Source organism: Kurthia zopfii (genome assembly GCF_003143955.1).
Classification (GTDB): domain Bacteria; phylum Bacillota; class Bacilli; order Bacillales_A; family Planococcaceae; genus Kurthia; species Kurthia zopfii.
On sequence record NZ_QFVS01000017.1, the window covers coordinates 1 to 19478 of the forward strand.

At 38.6% G+C, this 19478-nt stretch carries 19 protein-coding genes; all 19 read right to left on the reverse strand.

Annotated elements, in window-relative coordinates; translation table 11 throughout:
• Window positions 1-201 precede the first annotated feature (201 nt).
• A complete protein-coding gene (gene wecB, locus DF281_RS07490; protein WP_109349696.1) occupies window positions 202-1317 on the reverse strand; it encodes a non-hydrolyzing UDP-N-acetylglucosamine 2-epimerase in 1116 nt (371 codons plus the stop codon).
• 21 nt (window positions 1318-1338) lie between these two features.
• Window positions 1339-1968, reverse strand: a complete 630-nt coding sequence (upp, locus tag DF281_RS07495; RefSeq protein WP_109349641.1) for a uracil phosphoribosyltransferase — start codon at window positions 1966-1968, stop codon at window positions 1339-1341.
• 866 nt (window positions 1969-2834) lie between these two features.
• Complete coding sequence (glyA, locus tag DF281_RS07500) at window positions 2835-4073, reverse strand: serine hydroxymethyltransferase (protein ID WP_109349642.1); 1239 nt, start codon at window positions 4071-4073, stop codon at window positions 2835-2837.
• 20 nt (window positions 4074-4093) lie between these two features.
• The gene (locus DF281_RS07505; protein ID WP_109349643.1) at window positions 4094-4648 is read right to left on the reverse strand and encodes a TIGR01440 family protein; all 555 of its coding nucleotides are present in this window, start codon (window positions 4646-4648) and stop codon (window positions 4094-4096) included.
• Between the two features lie 24 nt (window positions 4649-4672).
• Window positions 4673-5116: a ribose 5-phosphate isomerase B gene (gene rpiB / locus DF281_RS07510; protein ID WP_109349644.1), complete on the reverse strand. Its 444-nt coding sequence runs from the start codon at window positions 5114-5116 to the stop codon at window positions 4673-4675.
• Window positions 5117-5430: 314 nt separating this feature from the next.
• Window positions 5431-5970: a PadR family transcriptional regulator gene (locus tag DF281_RS07515; protein ID WP_109349645.1), complete on the reverse strand. Its 540-nt coding sequence runs from the start codon at window positions 5968-5970 to the stop codon at window positions 5431-5433.
• 40 nt (window positions 5971-6010) lie between these two features.
• Window positions 6011-7165 (reverse strand): YhgE/Pip domain-containing protein, encoded by a 1155-nt coding sequence (locus DF281_RS07520; RefSeq protein WP_109349646.1) that lies wholly within the window; start codon window positions 7163-7165, stop codon window positions 6011-6013.
• Window positions 7166-7512: 347 nt separating this feature from the next.
• Window positions 7513-8793, reverse strand: coding sequence for a methyl-accepting chemotaxis protein (locus tag DF281_RS07525; RefSeq protein ID WP_109349647.1), 1281 nt, complete (start codon window positions 8791-8793; stop codon window positions 7513-7515).
• Between the two features lie 5 nt (window positions 8794-8798).
• Window positions 8799-9236, reverse strand: a complete 438-nt coding sequence (locus tag DF281_RS07530; RefSeq protein WP_109349648.1) for a low molecular weight protein arginine phosphatase — start codon at window positions 9234-9236, stop codon at window positions 8799-8801.
• Window positions 9237-9367: 131 nt separating this feature from the next.
• On the reverse strand, window positions 9368-9952 hold the full coding sequence (locus tag DF281_RS07535; RefSeq protein WP_109349649.1) for a TetR/AcrR family transcriptional regulator: 585 nt from the start codon (window positions 9950-9952) through the stop codon (window positions 9368-9370).
• 90 nt (window positions 9953-10042) lie between these two features.
• On the reverse strand, window positions 10043-11068 hold the full coding sequence (locus DF281_RS07540; protein ID WP_109349650.1) for an L-threonylcarbamoyladenylate synthase: 1026 nt from the start codon (window positions 11066-11068) through the stop codon (window positions 10043-10045).
• 250 nt (window positions 11069-11318) lie between these two features.
• Complete coding sequence (gene prmC / locus DF281_RS07545; protein ID WP_109349651.1) at window positions 11319-12179, reverse strand: peptide chain release factor N(5)-glutamine methyltransferase; 861 nt, start codon at window positions 12177-12179, stop codon at window positions 11319-11321.
• Entirely contained in the window at window positions 12163-13242 is a 1080-nt protein-coding gene (gene prfA, locus DF281_RS07550; RefSeq protein WP_109349652.1) for a peptide chain release factor 1, read from the reverse strand. Before prfA ends, prmC begins: the two co-directional genes overlap by 17 nt.
• 165 nt (window positions 13243-13407) lie before the next feature.
• Window positions 13408-14007: a thymidine kinase gene (locus DF281_RS07555; protein ID WP_109349653.1), complete on the reverse strand. Its 600-nt coding sequence runs from the start codon at window positions 14005-14007 to the stop codon at window positions 13408-13410.
• A gap of 509 nt (window positions 14008-14516) precedes the next feature.
• The gene (gene rpmE / locus DF281_RS07565) at window positions 14517-14717 is read right to left on the reverse strand and encodes a 50S ribosomal protein L31 (RefSeq protein WP_109349655.1); all 201 of its coding nucleotides are present in this window, start codon (window positions 14715-14717) and stop codon (window positions 14517-14519) included.
• A gap of 250 nt (window positions 14718-14967) precedes the next feature.
• A complete protein-coding gene (rho, locus tag DF281_RS07570; protein ID WP_109349656.1) occupies window positions 14968-16251 on the reverse strand; it encodes a transcription termination factor Rho in 1284 nt (427 codons plus the stop codon).
• Window positions 16252-16445: 194 nt separating this feature from the next.
• Complete coding sequence (gene glpX, locus DF281_RS07575) at window positions 16446-17414, reverse strand: class II fructose-bisphosphatase (RefSeq protein ID WP_109349657.1); 969 nt, start codon at window positions 17412-17414, stop codon at window positions 16446-16448.
• Between the two features lie 114 nt (window positions 17415-17528).
• A complete protein-coding gene (locus tag DF281_RS07580) occupies window positions 17529-18809 on the reverse strand; it encodes a UDP-N-acetylglucosamine 1-carboxyvinyltransferase (protein ID WP_109349658.1) in 1281 nt (426 codons plus the stop codon).
• 15 nt (window positions 18810-18824) lie between these two features.
• Entirely contained in the window at window positions 18825-19472 is a 648-nt protein-coding gene (gene fsa, locus DF281_RS07585) for a fructose-6-phosphate aldolase (RefSeq protein ID WP_109349659.1), read from the reverse strand.
• Window positions 19473-19478 lie beyond the last annotated feature (6 nt).

Below are 19478 nucleotides of genomic sequence, written 5' to 3' on the forward strand. Positions count from 1 at the left end.
GCTAAAAGAAAAAGGCGATAAGACCTTTATATCAGTTTTCGAGTTACCAACGGTAACCCTCAAACTGAACGGTATTCATCCCCCACTTATAGAAGATGGGGGAATTCTACCGAACAGATGTTAAAACTTTTCGCTAAAGAAATAGGGGTTACTCATTCTGGAATATTCGTAAATCCCAAAAACAAGTAACCGGCCTATAAATTATTTTTCTAAAAAAGCAATTAGTGTTTCAACAATTTTTTCAGAAGCATGTCCGTCACCATATGGATTCGATGCTTTCGACATAGAATTGTACAATTCGTCATCTGTTAAAAGCTGCTTCGTCATTTCATAAATTGTTTCTTCCTCAGTTCCCGTCAGCTTCAAAGTACCAGCCGCAATCCCTTCAGGACGTTCTGTTGTATCTCGCAATACGAGAACAGGCTTCCCTAGAGATGGCGCTTCTTCTTGAATACCACCTGAATCTGTTAAAATCATATGCGATTTAGCAGAAAAGTTGTGGAAATCAAACACTTCCAACGGTTCGATTAAATGAACGCGGTCATGTCCTCCAAGAATTTCATTCGCTGTCTCTCTCACTACCGGGTTAAGGTGCATCGGGTAAACGATTTGCACATCTTCATGCTCATCTAAAATTCGTTTGATTGCATGGAACATATTGCGCATTGGCTCACCTAAGTTTTCACGGCGGTGGGCAGTCAATAAGATCATGCGGTCTTCCCCAATTGCATCGATGACAGGATTCGTATAATCTTCCGTCACTGTTGTAGCAAGTGCGTCGATTGCCGTATTCCCTGTCACAAAAATCGTTTCCGGTTTTTTGTTTTCGATTAGGAGATTTTGTTTTGATTGTTCTGTTGGTGCAAAGTGGATATCCGCTAAAACACCTGTCAGTTGACGATTCATCTCTTCAGGGTATGGAGAATATTTATCTCCCGTTCGTAACCCTGCCTCAACGTGACCGATTGCGATTTGATTATAAAAGGCTGCTAAACTTGCGATGAATGTTGTCGAAGTATCGCCATGTACGAGTACAATATCCGGCTTTGATTCCTTCATTACTTCATCCAAGCCTTCTAACCCTCTTGTCGAAACATCAATTAAAGTTTGACGCTTCTTCATAATATTCAAATCATAATCTGGAACGATTTTAAAAGTTTCAAGCACTTGATCTAACATTTCACGATGTTGCGCTGTTACGGTAACAATCGTTTTAATTTTCTCAGGGTTATCTTGTAATGCTTTTACGAGTGGAGCCATCTTAATCGCTTCCGGTCTCGTACCAAATACAGTCATAACTTTCCACTTTTTCGTCATGTCCAAATCAGTCCTCTACCATTATTTTGTACCGAATAAACGGTCTCCTGCATCACCTAAACCAGGTACGATATAACCGTGGTCATCTAATTTTTCATCAAGAGCAGCGATGTAAATGTCGATTTCTGGGTGTACGTCTTGGATTGCTTTCACGCCTTCTGGAGCTGCGATTAAGCACATGAAACGAATGTTTTTCGCGCCACGTTTTTTAAGTGAGTTGATTGCTTCAATAGCAGATCCACCTGTAGCAAGCATTGGGTCAACGATGATGAATTCACGTTCTTCAATGTCAGCTGGGAATTTCGCGTAGTATTCCACTGGTTTTAAAGTTTCAGGGTCACGGTATAAACCGATATGTGCAACTTTTGCAGCTGGAATTAATTTAAGCATTCCATCTGTCATTCCTAAGCCAGCACGTAAAATTGGCACGATCGCCATTTTTTTACCTGATAATACTTTTGTTTTTGTTGTTGTAACTGGTGTTTGAATTTCAACTTCTTCTGTTTGTAAATCACGAGTGATTTCAAAAGCCATAAGTGTTGCAACTTCGTCTACAAGTTCACGGAATTCTTTCGTTCCTGTTTTTGCATCTCGGATGAATGATAATTTGTGTTGAATTAATGGATGGTCGAATACGTATACTTTGCCCATGTTATTCTCTCCCTACTTTTGTTTATCCGTACTATTATAACAGAAAAAATTCTCAAGACACCTGTCAATATTTTCTTTTACACTTTTGCCACATTCAAACTTTTGTGACATTGTTCCTTTCCCCTTTTTTTGAATCGCCATACATTTCCTAATATTTCAATACTACTTATTTTCTGCATGTCGTTTTGAATTGTAAGTTTATTTATATTTAATAGAAGAAACTCGTAATAAAAAGAATTAATTTCATTGAAGTAGAAAATTAAATTAAACTACAAAGTTAATTAGTTCGCTCGAAAATTATTTCCATATACAGTAGTTAGAAGAAAATCATTATTTTCTTTATTAAAAAAAGTGACGATTTTCCTATGAGTTTTTTTGTGAAAGTGAATGGAATTGAGTCATACATTTTTGAAATACATTCACTTTTTTATGCATTTATTGCTGTTTCATACTTAAGCCGTTTATTTGATTTCGAGGACTCCTGCCGAAAAACAAGTGTAAAGCAATCCTTTCTTTGTCTAGCTTCAAACGCTATATGCTTTCAGCTCTTCAAATTCTCGGGGAAAAGTGGTGGGGCGCTTACTTTTCCTTCGAATTCTGCAGATCTTCCGCATATGAACGAGCGTTTTTCACTTTTCGTTTTGTGTCTAGCTTGTTCCACTACTCTCTTTGAGTCGCTTCAAAAACTCGGACGAAAGTGGTGATGCGCTTACTTTCGTTTCGTTTTCTGCAGTGCTCTCGAGAGTCCCAAGTGGAAACGCTTTTCTTTATTTCCGAAAACCTTATTCGTAAATACTCGAAAACAATAAACGAGCTTCTCAGAAAGGAAATCCCTTTTAGAGAAGCTCGCTCATTTATTGTATTAATTAGTCGACGTAAATTGGGTGTGCATCAGTTAATGCTTTTACACGTGCAATTGCTTCTGCTTTTGCAGCTGCATCTTCAGGGTTTTTAAGAACAAGCGCCATGATTGAAGCAATTTCCTTCATGTCTTCTTCTTTGAAACCACGAGAAGTGATTGCAGGCGTACCAATACGAACACCTGAAGTTACGAATGGTTTTTCTGGATCGAATGGAATTGCGTTTTTGTTCGCAGTGATGTGTACTTCATCAAGAACTGCTTCCGCTACTTTACCAGTTAAGTTAAGAGAACGAACATCTAATAGTAATAAGTGGTTATCCGTACCGCCAGAAACCGTTTTGATTCCTTCAGCAGCAAGTGCTTCACCTAGAACTTTAGCGTTGTTCACAACTTGTTGTGCGTACTCTTTGAATTCAGGTTGTAATGCTTCACCGAATGCAACAGCCTTAGCTGCGATTACGTGCATTAGTGGGCCACCTTGAAGTCCTGGGAAAATTGATTTATCAATTTTCTTCGCATACTCTTCTTTACAAAGAATCATACCACCACGAGGGCCGCGTAAAGTTTTGTGCGTTGTAGTAGTTACAAAGTCAGCATATGGTACTGGATTTTGGTGTAAACCAGCTGCTACTAGACCAGCGATGTGAGCCATATCCACCATGAATAATGCGCCTACTTCATCAGCGATTTCACGGAATTTAGCGAAGTCGATTGCACGTGGATATGCAGAAGCACCAGCCACGATTAATTTTGGTTTGTGTTGTAATGCTTTTTCGCGAACATCGTTGTAATCGATTACGTTTGTATCTTCAGTTACACCGTATTCTACGAAGTTATATTGAACACCAGAGAAGTTGACTGGGCTACCGTGAGTTAAGTGACCACCGTGTGATAAGTTCATACCTAACACTGTGTCGCCTTGCTCAAGGACTGTGAAGTACACAGCCATGTTTGCTTGTGCGCCAGAGTGAGGTTGTACGTTTGCGTGTTCTGCACCAAAGATTTCTTTAGCACGGTCGCGCGCGATATCTTCCACTACGTCTACATGTTCACAACCACCATAGTAGCGTTTGCCAGGATAGCCTTCTGCGTATTTATTCGTTAATACTGACCCTTGTGCTTCCATTACCGCTTTTGTCACGATATTTTCTGAAGCGATTAACTCGATATTCTCTTGTTGACGTGCAAATTCTAAATCAATTGCATCAAATACCGCTTTGTCTAGTGCTGAAAGTTTTTCCATTTCTCTTATCCCCCTAAATTCTACTCTTCTATTTTATATACAGCTCGTTCGCCACCGATTAGTTTTGGACGAGTCTTTGCAACTGTTACAACCGCTTCGCCAATAAATTTGACGGACGTTCGAACAGGAACTGCCACTTTTTTGAGATGCATTCCAATTAAAGTCTGCCCAATATCCACCCCGGCATGACCTTGTGCTTCCTCGACTACGACCGGATCTTGCAATTGACGATAAGCGTAAGTAGACATTGAGCCACCTGCTTTTACGACTGGTGTAACAGATACTTCTTCTAAGAAATAGCGCTCCGCCGTCGTACGTTCCATTGTAAGTCCTCTATTGATATGTTCGCATCCTTGGAAAGCGAGATGTAGTTGGTGTTTTTCAGCGAATTGCGCAAGAGGGCCATAGATAGCTTCAGCGATTTCTAAACCGCCTGCAGTTCCTATTTTCTGACCTTTCACTTCCGATGTAGAACATCCAACGATGAAAAGTTGATCCTTTTTTAGTGAGGCTTGTTGTGCAAACTCTTCTAATAGTGTTGTAAGTTCACTAGAAATTTTTTGTAAGTTCACCATAACGATTGCTCCCTCTAAAATGAATTAGTTTTGTGCTTCGATTGCAGTGATTTTTTCGATGCGGCGTTCGTGACGGCCACCTTCAAAATCAGTTTGTAACCAAGCTGCTACGATTTCACGTGCAAGACCAGCGCCAATTACGCGTTCGCCCATTGCGATAATGTTCGAGTCGTTATGACAGCGAGTTGCTTTTGCAGAGAATACGTCATGTACTAATGCACAGCGAATTCCTTTTACTTTATTGGCTGCGATTGACATACCAATACCAGTACCACAAATTAAAATACCTTTATCAAATTTACCTGTTGCTACACCTTCAGAAACTGGTTGTGCATAATCAGGATAATCTACTGATGAATTGTCTTTTGGTCCGAAGTCTTCATATTCGAAACCTAACTCTTCTAATAAGCCCATAATTTCTTTTCTTAAAGTGTTACCACCGTGATCAGATGAAATTGCGATTTTCAACTTAATCCCTCTTTTCATAATGTTTAGATTCATTTTCAGTGTACCATTTTTAGGTGAATAAAGACATATATTTTCAAAATACAAAGTTCTTTTTTAAGTAAAATACGAACTATATAAACTTTAATAACTTAAATAGTTAAGTTTTAACGAAAAAAAGAAGAAATTAAACAGTTTTAAACATCACTTACTGTTATTTTAACGAACTTTAGCGATTTACACAATACCATAATTATTCCACCTAATTTTTAGAATAGTATAAATATTTTTTTCACAAGCAAAAAGGGATCGCGCTTACTCGACCCCTTCTTACGATACTAATTGTTATATTCTTTCACATATTGAATGATTCGGTTCAAATAAGTGGTCGTATGTTGGTGAAGATCTTCTGTAAAATCACCTAACAAACCTCTTAATCCCTCAATCTCACCGACCATATATTTCTCTCGATCGAATGAGATGATGGCTTCCCAATGCGCCATATGCTTTGCTAATTGCTTTTCTAAGATTATTAATACTTTGTTAGGATCCACATATTTTAAATTAGCAAGTCCGACTACCATATCCCCTATGTTTTTTGCGTTTTCGAAAACATAGTAGATCTTATCTGGGAAGGCAGCTCGTCCTTTTTCCGTAATTGTAAACATCTGTTTATCCGGTCTGTTATCTTCGTGCAATACTTGTTCTAAAGCAATTAGCCCTTGTTTCTTCAATGATTCAAAATTGTAATATAACTTACTCTCTGAAATCGAATGGTTCAAATCCAAGCTTTGAAAATCTGCTAATTTCTTCTTTAATTGATAGGGATATGTGTTACCCTCCATCAGATTACTTAGAATAAATATTTGAATACTCACTACGCCAGCCCCTAGTTATTAATAATCTTATGATAGCAAATTATTTTGTTGCTGGTTCTTCTACTTTTAAAGGTTTATGAAGTAACCATGCAATTAGAATATTGATCACCATTGCTGCAATACCAAGCCCTGCTAGACTAAAGATATACGGTGCTACTGCTGTATTACCAAAGATATTCGCGAAGAATGCTTGTACTGAACTATACATTGGCGTAATCCAGCTACCCCATTGGAATGGTGCGTACATCATATCGTATGGAATTGTTGCTCCGTTTGCAATTGTTTGGAAAAGTAAGATTGGAATATTCACGATCATACCTGTTTCACCTAATAGGAAGATGAAAATAGCAGTGAAGTTAAAGAATACCCAGTAATTTAATACTTGTTGTCCCCAGATTTCAAAGAATAATCCTGTGCCGTTTAGGTCAACAATTAAGAATGAGATGACTGTTGATACTAAACCTGCGATTACCCCAATTAAACCTGCAGATACTTGCATATAAGTGAATAAACGAGTTTTTGTTGCTCTACCACGGTTCAGTTTGAAGTTACCTACTAACATCATCGCACCGATCATTGCACCTACATAAAGTGCCATCGTTAAGAACATTGGTAGCATATTATTTTGCATACCGTCTGGTACGTCGTTAATTACTTTAATATTACCTGCATATGTTTCTTCAATTGCTTTTGCCATTTCAGCGGCTTGTTTTTCTGGAATTTCTAAATTCATCAACATACCTTGTGCAGTTTGAGTTGAGAATTGTGTGCTTAATTGTTGATTAATTTTGTCTGCAACAGATGTCATCGTTGATGGTACTGCTGAAGATGTTGCTTCGTTCACTACGAAATCAATATTCGAAGTTGTCTTGCCACTTGCTAAGTCTTTTGAGAATGTTTCTGGAATGCGAATGACCATTGCGATGTCATTGTCATTTAAATCTTTCATTGCTTCTTTATTTGTTAAATCCGTTGAAATCTCTTTAAATGGAAGTTCTTTGCTTAAGCTTTTTTCAATTTGTTGACCATAGTCGCCATTGTCTTCATTGACGATTGCTACTTGTAGGCGATCCACATTACCTGGTAATGAAGAATATCCTGCTAAGAAAATCCCTAACATTGCTACTGCATAAAAGATGGCCATAAAGTTTGCGCCTTTAACGCTTTGACCTTTAATAAATTCTTTAAATTTCATTTTTGTTGTATTTCCCTTTCCCACTTGTAATATATTAATCAAACTACTTTAATTAGAGTAGTTTGAATGAAGTAATCTTATTCTATAACAGAACAATGGTGTTTGGCAATTACTGATACTGTTTTTCTGAAAAAAATTTTCAAAGTGTGACAAATCGTCACATTCTGCCATTATAAGAACGCTTTCATCTATTTATGTCGTAATTTTGCTAATTACCTTGTGCCATAAACTGTTTTACTTTTCAATGAGTATTTCTATTAAAATCGAATATTTCATTTGAGTTTTTTTCAATTCATGCAAAAAAACCGAACATCCCTTCATAATGGGATGCTCGGTTTTCGATGTACTTATTTAAATTGTTGGATTGTTTTGTGTAAATCTTCTGATTGTGTTTGAAGATTTTCTGATAGGTCGTCCATTTGTGAGATTGAGCGCACTTGTTCTTCTGTAGCGCTGCGAACTTCTTGAGCGCCCGCACTTGTCTCTTCGGCAATCGCCGCAACTTCCTGTGATTGTTGTGCAGTTTGTTCTATATTATGTAACTGCTTTTCAACGAATACTGAAATTTCATCTACAGAGGAAGCCATTTGATTAACGATTGCATTCATGCCGTCAACTGCACTCGTCGTTTCGTTGACACGTGTCATCTCATGCTCTGCCGTTTTTACTTGTGCTGTCATTTTTTGAACGACTTTATTCACATCTGCTTGCATCGCTTGAATTAATCGAGCCACACCTTGCGCAGCTTCAGCACTACCATCCGCTAATTTGCGAACTTCTTCAGCAACTACTGCGAAGCCCTTACCATGTTCTCCAGCTCTTGCCGCCTCAATGGAAGCATTCAGTGCTAGTAAATTGGTTTGCTCGGCGATTGAACCGACCAATTGAATAATATTTTCGACCTCATTTGCATTACGTTCTAGTTGATGAATGTCTTTTAACGCTGTTTTATTGCCTTCTGCGATCTCTTTAATGCCCGATACAAGTCCTTGAATCGCATTCGTCGTGCGGCTCAATTCTGTGATCATCGTTTGAGAATAGCCTGAAGTTGCAACTGCGTGTGCATTTACTTCATCTGCTAACATTCGTACATCTTCCATCGATTCGGCCGTCATCTGAATGGCTTCTGCTGAACCGCTCGCGCCTTCTGAAATCTGTGCAATCGTTTGAGCAATCGCATCTGACTGTTGTAAAGCTTCCTTCGATTCAGCTGATAATGACTGAACTGTCGAATTCGTCAGTTGGAAATTATCTTCGATGCTGCTGACCATCTGACGTAAGTTGGCAAGCATTGATTCAAACGCTGTCGCTAAAGATTGAATCTCATCGCGCGATTTAGGAATTTCAATCGATTGATGAATATTCCCTTTTGCGGCTTCCAATGCTACTTTTTCTAGTTGCTGCAATGGCTTGACGATGAAGAATGCCAATACACCAGCTAAAATACCAGACCATAGAATCCCTAATCCGAAAGTGATGATTAAGAATAGCAATGAGCTAGTGTCCGGGAAAAATGTCGGTTGTACATATTCAATAAAGACCAAACTCGTTCCGTAAGTAATTACAGCTAATAATACTACGAATAATATTAGTTTTTTTCGTAAGCTAAATGAATGTCGGTTTGTCATAAATATTATTCCTCCACGATTTTCGATTGGAGTGCGTCGATTAATCGCTGAAGCTCTTCAAAAGTCGCTTCATATGTGTGTAAGTCGCCTCCGAATGGATCGGAAACGTCTTTTTTGGAATCCATCACATATTCGCTCAATGTAAATGCCTTGTCCGCAGCCTGTGGATAAAATTGCAATAACGCTTGTAAATGTGCATTCGTCATCGTAAGAATGAGATCGGATGACGCTATTTTATCAGGCTCGACTGGTGATGAAGTATGGCGATGCTCGATGCCGTGTTGATTCAAAACTGCTTGAGCATTTTGTGACATTCCTTCACCACCGTATGAATAAACACCCGCTGAAAAGACTTGTATATCTTGAAGATTTTTGTTTTTTAAAATCGCTTCTGCCATCGGACTTCTACACGTATTACCCGTACAGATCAAATAAATTTGCATGGCGCACCCCTTAATAGTTAAATTATACCTTATCTAACAGTATAAATGATATAGTAAAAACCCATTCTGTCACTTAAAATTGTGTCTAAAGAATTACTCTTGTGATCATTTCTAACAAATTCATCTGTCATTTAAGACTTTAATGTTTGCATGACGATATGTTTCCATAGCTTTTTCTCATCCGTTTTAATACTCATTTGTTGGTTTTGTTGGATGTGATCTAGCATGATGGCTAAAGTTTGCGCGCGTAAAATAATTTCGCTCTTCTCTACTTTTGCGACTCTTAACGCGTGTTCGAATCCATTTAAAAATGATAATCTCGATTCTTCAATTTTTTCAATGAATGATTCATCTACTGCTTTCATACGGTTCGCATATAAAGTGAATTCATTCAGTAAGTCGATAATGATACTTTGCTCCGCTGTTTCTTCGATGAAATTATTACCGCCTTGAATCAAATAGTTTTCAACCGATGTGATTTCCAAAGATTCCTCATCAAAGTATGAGCTGAACTTGTAATCCTCTAATACATAATTGAACACTTTGCGAATTAGTTCTTCTTTTGATTCAATATAATAGTAGAGAGATGGTTTTGTCATATGTAATGCTTCAGCAATTTTTGAAAAACTCGTTTTGTGAATACCATCTTTTGCGAAATAATAAATGGCTACATCAATCATCTTTTGATATGTTTCTTCGCCTTTTCTAATTGTCATAATTTCTGCTCCTTTTTTACCAATCGTTAAGTAATATTATAGCATAGAAAAAACGTACACTTCATTTTCAGAAATGTACGTTTTTCTCATTTATTTATACCAATGTCCGCCTGCAGATTTTTCAAGTCGGTTCATAATTGCTGATCCAACGCCATCTGTAGAAGTTACGGTAGCTAGAACAATTTGTGCGTCCGTACTATCACACGCGCGTAATGCATTGTATAAATGTAAGGCCATCTCTTGCTGCGTATCTTCTCCAAAGCTAAAGAAATAGTCGGCAGCTGTTGTCGCAAATTGATTTGGCGCGAGCAATGCTACTTTCTGACCTTTCGCTTGGATCGCTTGAATCGCTTGGTTAATGGCTGATTCGTCTTTTTCGATTAAGTAGACAGGGGCGTTCGGAGCATAATGTGTATATTTCATACCGGGTGCTTTCGGTGCGCCTGCTTTCTGCTCGATATGTGTCGGCTCTTCCACTTCTCCAATGACAGCTTCCAACATCTCTTTCGTAATGCCACCTGGGCGTAAGATTGTCGGCGTGTCTAATGTTAAGTCGATGACCGTTGACTCGACACCAATTCCTGTTGCACCGCCGTCTAAAATCATCGGGATTCTTCCACGTAAGTCTTCCTCTACATGAATTCCCTCTGTTGGACTCGGTTTACCACTTTGATTGGCGCTTGGTGCGGCTACTGGTTCACCTAATTGGCGAAGTAGTTGAAGCGCTACTGGATGATCCGGCATGCGGAGTCCTACTGTATCTAATCCTGCAGTGACTTTTGTCGAAAGAACATTCGGCTTCACTTTGCAAATAATTGTGAGTGGTCCTGGCCAAAATTCCTTCATACAGGCTTGTGCTTTGTCACTTAAATCGACAACATAGCGATCGATTTCTTCCGTTGTGCCAATGTGTACGATTAATGGATTGTCTGACGGGCGACCTTTTGCCTCATAAATTTTTGATACGGCTAAATCACTCGTGGCAATGCCACCTAATCCATATACAGTCTCGGTTGGAAAGGCTACAACTTCTTCAGATTTCAATAAATCCACAGCCTGTTCATAATTTTTACCATTTTCCACATTTTTATCCACAATAATTCTCGTTGTTTCCATCGTTCTTCCTCCTTCCTATCAAGAGTTTTCAGAAAGTTATGCACAATTTGTTGATAATTAAATAAAATTGTGGATATTTCGAGAAAAAATGTGCATATCTTTTTATTTACAACTCGATCGGGATCTTTTATTCTTTTTTGATTTTTCCGGATTGCCTTGTAACCCTTACAATCATTGGAATATGTCTCGTGATTTATACTTCTTCTATCTTAATTACTGTAAAGGTTAAAAACTTTACAGTTGTGGATAACTACTTAATTTCACAGAAAACCATGCGATTTTGCCCAAATAAGTCCTTTAAAACCTCGATTTTTCCATTAGGGAAGTGCATTTTCAACAAGTTCTCCACAGCTTCTCCTTGTTGATAGCCGATTTCGAAGCCGATTAATCCAGGTTTATTCATAATATGTGGCAGTTGTTCACATAGTTCACGGTATAACTTCAAACCATTCTCATCAGCAAATAACGCACTATGTGGCTCATGTTCTAAAACGACATCTTCCATATCCTTCGCCTCATCGTGCGCAATATAAGGAGGGTTCGATAAAATAATGTCGAATTTCTCATCGCCAAGTGGTTTCGTTAAATCACCTTGTAAAAAGCGAATATCTGCTTCGTTCGTCACAGCATTTCTGCGTGCTACTTCAAGCGCAGCTTCACTTAAATCAGTCGCTGTTACTTCAAGTTCTGGGCATTCCTTTTTCATTGAAATGGCAATTGCGCCACTACCCGTTCCGATATCCGCAAATTTCAATGATTTTGAAGGGAATAATGAAGACATTTTATTCAATGTCGTATAAACCAATTCTTCCGTTTCAGGACGTGGAATTAAGACATCAGGCGTCACTTCAAACGGACGACCATAGAATTCTTCCTGCCCAATTAAATACTGTACCGGTGTGCCAGCGACATGCTGATCGACAAGTTGCTTAAATTGTTGTTGTTGTTCATCTGTTAAAGGCTCTTGCATTTTCAGCATTAATTGTGTGTACTCAATCTTCAAAACATGCTGAAGTAGTAAGCGGGCTGCATGTGCCTCACGATTATTGTCCTCTAAAAAAGAAGAAGCCCATTTAAGGGCCTCAAAAACTTGCTTACATTCTTGGTTCATTTAATTGATCCAGTTTGCTCGCTTGTTCTTCCATAATTAGTGCATCAATAATATCGTCGAGCTTACCTTCGATGATTTGATCTAATTTTTGGATTGTTAAACCGATACGGTGATCAGTTACGCGGTTTTGTGGATAGTTGTAAGTACGGATACGTTCAGAACGGTCACCAGTACCAATCGCTGATTTACGTTCAGCATCGATTTCACTTTGTGCTTCTTGACTGATTTTGTCGAATACACGTGTACGAAGAACTTTCATCGCTTTATCACGATTTTTCAGTTGTGAACGTTCATCTTGCATCGCTACTACTACGCCTGTTGGAATATGCGTCATACGTACAGCTGATGCCGTTTTGTTGACGTGCTGACCACCTGCGCCTGATGCGTGGTAAATGTCGACACGAATATCTTTATCTTGTAGGTCTAATTCTACTTCTTCTGCTTCAGGCATTACTACGACTGTAGAAGTTGATGTATGAACACGGCCTTGTGATTCTGTTTCTGGTACACGTTGAACACGGTGTGCGCCACTTTCGTATTTGAATTTCGAGTATGCACCTTGACCGCTAATTAGGAATACGATTTCTTTGTATCCACCTAATTCTGTAGGGTTGGCGTTCATAATCTCGATTTTCCATCCTTGTGTTTCAGCGTATTTGCTGTACATACGGAATAGTGAGTTTGCGAATAATGCAGCTTCATCGCCACCAGCAGCTCCACGAATCTCCATGATTACGTTTTTGCTGTCATTCGGGTCTTTCGGAATTAATAGTACTTTTAATTGATCTTCGAAAGTTGGAATTTGAACTTCTAATTCTTTTAGTTCTTCTTTCACCATTTCTTTCATTTCAGGATCTAATTTTTCATTTAGCATTTCTTTTGCTTCGTCAATTTGTTCTTTTACAGACTTATACTCACGGTAAACCTCAACTGTTTCTTGAATATCTGACTGTTCTTTTGATAAAGAAGCTAATTTTTTATTATCCGATACAACATCCGGGTCACTTAGTAACTCATTCAGACGTTCATAGCGGTCTTCAACTGCTTGAAGGCGATCAAACATTTTATTCACCTTACCCTTTCTATTTTTAAATCTATGAATTTCAGTATTGTTTAGTCAACACGAATTTATATATCCTTACAATAGTATAAAGAAAAAGAGCAACTCTCGCTACTCTTTTGAAAATTATACTTATGATTTTACGAAAAAACTCGTGGTTTTTTTACATCATTTTTCAATTACAGCAGTTTTACCCTCTGGAACTGAATGATGGTGACGACATCTTGGTTCGTAAGCTTCTGATGCGCCTACTAAAATGATTGGATCATCTGCTTTTGCAGGTTCACCGTTAATTAGTCTTTGTGTGCGACTTGCTGGAGACCCGCATTCGCTACATACCGCTTGTAATTTCGTTACTTGCTCGGCAATCGCCATTAAGAAAGGCATTGGACCGAATGGAACACCTTTGAAATCTTGGTCTAATCCTGCAAGAATTACTCGGAAACCATGATTTGCAAGCTTTTGGACTGTTTCGATAATATCTTGTCCGAAAAATTGTGCTTCGTCGATTGCAATGACGTCGAAGTCATCTGAAATATAATCCCACATATCTTCAGTGTTTTCGATTGGGTGAGCAATTACTGTCGTACCGTTATGGGATACAACTGCTTCCTCACTATATCGATTGTCAATTTGTGGTTTAAAAACTGCAATTTTTTGTTTTGCGAATTGTGCACGACGTACACGACGAATCAATTCCTCTGATTTTCCAGAGAACATACTACCGCAAATTACTTCTACCCAGCCATTTTGCTGTGTTACATACATATTAATTGCCCCTCTCTCGCCATTTTATTGAATTTATTATTATGTCTATACATACACTTTATTCTATCAATTAATGTTATGTAAATCGTCTGTTTTTCAAATAAGCAACGTGTTTTATACTACACGAAAACGGACTTCTAATCAAGAAAAATAGGTTGTTCCATAAATAACATTTGTCTTAAAAATAGCGCGAATCCACTTGCAATTAAGTCGTGATTATGATGGTCATAAAATGGATTACACTTTCAGTAATTGCGAATGCTTTCCGCCGACAAGTGTCGCACTAATTCTTCCAATTCGAAGAAAAGATGCTGTTCTAGAAACATTTAACATACTTTGGATAAGCGATCTGATTCTCTTCAACTTAAGTAGCCTCTATGTCTTCTTACATGAATGCACTATTATAGAGTGGAGCCAACCAGGTTTTCATCCTAGAAAAATAATTAGAATCGAAAAATACCTGCTAGGCGACAAAGCGCTTAGCAGGTATTTTAATAATTCGGTTTGAATTATTTAAGACCGTATTTTTTGTTGAAACGATCAACACGTCCATCAGCAGACGCGAATTTTTGACGGCCAGTGTAGAATGGGTGACATTCGTTACAGAATTCGATAACGATGTTTTCTTTTACTGAACCAGTTTTGAAAGAGTTACCACAAGAGCATGTTACTGTTGCTTCTTTGTAGTCTGGGTGGATACCTGTTTTCATAGTATGTTTCTCCTCTCGCCCTGAACCATCTGGAACAGAGTAGTTAATATCAAACTGTTGCCTTACACGACCCAATTAAATCGTCGCATATGCAACGCGTAATGATTGCATTATGAAACAAATTATAGCAAATATATTGACCAAATGCAATTTATTTTTTCTTTAAATGACGTAAGTTTCATTTGGAAAGTTAGCATATCAGATGTCATTGCTTAAGTATATTTTTTTGCTCACAATTTGTTTAAGTATTTTAGATTAAGCCTTTGCCATTCGTCGCCTTTTTCATTCCTGAATCAAGCTTTTCGAAAAATTCTTCATTCGTTGCTGTTGGACGGATTTTCCTTAGGAAACGTTCAGTGAAATCAGGTGAATCCGCAAATGTTTTACGAATCGCCCATAGTTTATTCAACTGTTCTTTTGGAATCAATAATTCTTCTTTACGCGTACCAGAGCGGCGAATATCAATCGCTGGGAAAATACGGCGTTCTGCTAAATTACGGTCTAGATGCAACTCTAAGTTCCCTGTTCCTTTGAATTCCTCATAGATGACTTCATCCATGCGAGAACCCGTGTCGACTAATGCAGTTGCTAAAATCGTTAAGCTACCGCCTTCTTCAATATTACGTGCCGCACCGAAGAATCGTTTTGGACGATGGAATGCTGCTGGATCGATCCCACCTGAAAGTGTACGACCACTTGGTGGAATGACTAAGTTATAAGCACGCGCAAGTCGAGTAATTGAATCCATTAAGATGATGACATCACGCTTATGCTCCACTAATCGCATCGCTCTTTCTAAAACAAGCTCGGCAACTTTCACATGATTTTCTGGTAATTCATCAAATGTAGAACTCACAACATCCGCCTGAACTGAACGCTCAATATCCGTTACTTCCTCTGGGCGCTCATCAATTAATAGAACGATCAATTCTGCTTCCGGATATTTCTCCGTAACCGAGTTGGCAATTTCTTTAATAAGTAAAGTTTTACCCGCTTTTGGAGGAGCTACGATTAAACCACGTTGACCAAATCCAACTGGCGCGACTAAATCCATAATACGTGTAGATAAATTCTCTTTCGTCGTTTCCAATTTGATTTGACGGTCTGGATATAAAGGTGTCAAAGCTGGGAAATGGACGCGTTCTTTCGCTGTTTCTGGATTTTCACCATTTACAGCTTCTACATGTAATAGGCCATAGTAACGTTCGTTTTCTTTTGGTGGACGAACTTTACCCGTTACTTTATCTCCGTTTCTTAAACTGAAACGACGAATTTGTGAAGCGGAAATATAAATATCTTCTGAACTTGCTGAATAGTTAATAGGACGTAAAAAGCCAAAACCTTCTTGTGAAATAATTTCGAGTACGCCTTCCATGAAGAAATAGCCTTCTCTTTCGGCACGAGATTTTAATATCGCGAAAATTAATTCTTTTTTCGTTAATTTGCTATAGTAAGAAATTTTATATTCCTTCGCTAAAGCATATAGATCCTTTAATTTCATGTCTTCTAATTGGGAAATTGTTAATGCTGGCATAAATTAAACACCACTCTTATGTTATTTTTAATTATATTATATGTGTATGGGATGATTTTTAGAAGGAGAATTTTGTAGGTAATACTTTTTTAATAGAACAAGAGCTGCCTAGTAAGAATTAATCTCATTAGACAGCTACAGTTGTTCAATCGTTTTTAGGGTTGCCCCTTATAGTATTAAGTAGTGTGTGAAGGTTATTCTTTCATGAATAAGTCTGGTTTTTTATCTAAACTATGACGTCCTTCAACGAAACGTACAGTACCTGATTTAGCACGCATTACCACTGATTGTGTAGTACAGTGTCCGCCTTTAAACTGAACACCTTTCAATAATTCGCCATCTGTTACACCAGTTGCTGCAAAGATTGCGTCATCACCTTTTACTAGATCATTCATGTGTAAAACAGTGTTAACTTGAATTCCCATTTTTTCACAACGAGCGATTTCTTCATCGCTTGATGGGATTAAACGTCCTTGGAATTCTCCGCCTAAACATTTAAGTGCTACTGCTGCAATTACGCCCTCTGGAGCGCCACCAGTACCGAATAAAATGTCTACACCTGTTTCATCAAATGCTGTGTTAATAGCTGCTGCTACATCGCCGTCACTAATGAATTTAATACGAGCTCCTGCTGCACGGATTTCATCTACGATTGCTTGGTGACGATCGCGTTTTAATAAAGTCGCTACTACGTCTTCGATATTTTTGCCTTTCGCTGCTGCTACTGCTTTTAAGTTGTCAGTAACCGATGCATCGATATCGATTTTGCCAGCTGCTTCTGGACCAACTGCAATTTTCTCCATGTACATATCTGGTGCATGAAGTAGATTTCCTCTGTCTGCGATTGCAAGAACAGTTAGCGCATTACCACTACCTGCTGCTACGATATTCGTACCTTCAAGTGGGTCAACTGCAATATCAACTTTTGGACCATTTTGATCTGAACCTAATTTTTCACCGATGTAAAGCATTGGCGCTTCGTCCATTTCACCTTCACCGATTACTACTACTGCGTCCATTGGAATTGAATCGAAAACTTGGCGCATTGCTGTTGTAGCTGCGTCATCTGCTTCCATTTTTAATCCACGACCCATCCATCTTGCTGATGCAATTGCCGCTGCTTCTGTTACACGTACTACTTCCATTGATAAACTGCGTTTCATCTTTTACTGTTCCTCCCGTTTGCCACTTAGTTAGTATTTATAGTGGTATGGTTTAAACCAAATCTATTGTAGCACAGTGAGAAAATTATAGTGGTTTTTATGGAAAAAAATTCACTATTTTTCCTCTTTTGTGACAACTTCTGAAAGTGATACTCGGTCTATACCAGCACCTAGTTTCTTCAGTTTTTCGATTATATTACTATAACCTCTTTCAATATGGTATATATCATGAATCTCAGTTTCGCCTTTAGCAAGAAGACCCGCAATTACTAAAGCTGCTCCTGCTCGTAAGTCCGATGCTACTACTGTCGCACCAGTTAACGGTGTTGGGCCATTAATAATAGATGTTCTTCCTTCTACTTTCCCTTTTGCACCCATGCTGTTAAATTCAGCGATATGCTTAAAGCGAGCAGTGTAAATTGTATCTGTTACAACAGATGTACCAATCGCCTGCGTTTGAAGAACTGAGAATGGCTGTTGTAAGTCAGTTGGGAAGCCTGGGTAAACGAGTGTTTTAATGTCCACTGGTTTCATGCTTTCCACTTTCGGAATATGAATCTTCTCCTCAAGTTCCTGCACTTCTACGCCCATTTCTCGTAATTTCGCAGTCAATGGCTCTACATGAAGTGGAATTACATTATCGATTGTCACGCCGTCACCGATTGCTGCAGCCATAATCATATATGTGCCTGCTTCAATGCGGTCTGGAATAATCGTATGTTCCGTTCCGTGAAGTTCTTCTACACCGTCGATGCGAATGACGTTTGTTCCTGCACCTTTAATGCTCGCACCCATACTCGTAAGTAAAGTCGCTACATCAATGATTTCAGGTTCTTTCGCCGCATTTTCGATAATCGTTTGACCTTTTGCTAGTACTGCCGCAAGCATAATATTAATCGTTGCGCCGACACTGCTGACATCTAAGTAAATTTTAGCGCCTCGTAATTCATCCGCACGAAGATAGATTGCTCCGTGTTCGTTCGTTACTTTTGCTCCGAGTGCTTCGAATCCTTTAATGTGTTGGTCGATTGGACGTGGGCCTAAGTAACAACCACCTGGAAGACCAATCACTGCTTTTTTAAAGCGACCTAACATTGCACCCATTAAGTAGTATGAAGCTCTTAATTTTTTTACATTACCATTTGGTAGCGGCATATCGATCATTGCTGTCGGATCAATTGACATCGTGCCATCTTCAAATGATACTTGACCACCGATTTCCTCTAGTAAAGATTTTAATGTCCATACGTCCAGAATTTCAGGTAAACCTTCGATTGTTACTTTAGAATTCGCCAAAATTGATGCAGGGATTAAAGCAACGGCACTGTTTTTAGCACCGCTAACTTTAATTGTTCCTTGCAGACGTTTTTGGCCTTGAATTTTATAAACGTCCATTTTATATCTCCTTGCTTATTGGTCTTTGTTAGCCCAATCCTTCATAAAGCCTTCAATGCCTTTATCCGTAAGTGGGTGTTTGAATAGTTGAGTTAGTACTTTGTAAGGTGTTGTTGCGATATGCGCACCTGCTAATGCTGCTTGTGTCACGTGTTGAGGGTGACGAATTGAAGCTGCAATAATTTGTGAAGGAATCTCATGAATAGCAAAGATTTCTGCGATTTCACGGATTAATTCAACGCCATCTTGACCTAGGTCATCTAAGCGACCGATGAATGGTGACACGTATGTTGCGCCAGCACGAGCAGCTAATAAAGCTTGGTTCGCTGAGAAAATAAGCGTCACATTTGTTTTGATGCCCTCTTTTGTTAATGCTGCACAAGCTGTAAGACCAGCTGGTGTCATCGGTAATTTCACTGTGATGTTCGGGTGGATTTTAGAAAGTTCTAAACCTTCTTTAATCATACCGTCAGCTTCTAATGAGATTACTTCACCTGATACTGAACCGTCAACTAATTCAGCTATTTCTTTTAAACGGTCGTGGAAAGAGATGTTTTTCTCTTTTGCAACTAGTGATGGATTTGTTGTAACACCTGCGATGATGCCCCAAGAATATGCTTCTTTGATTTCTTCAAAGTTTGCTGTATCGATAAAAAATTTCATTTTGAA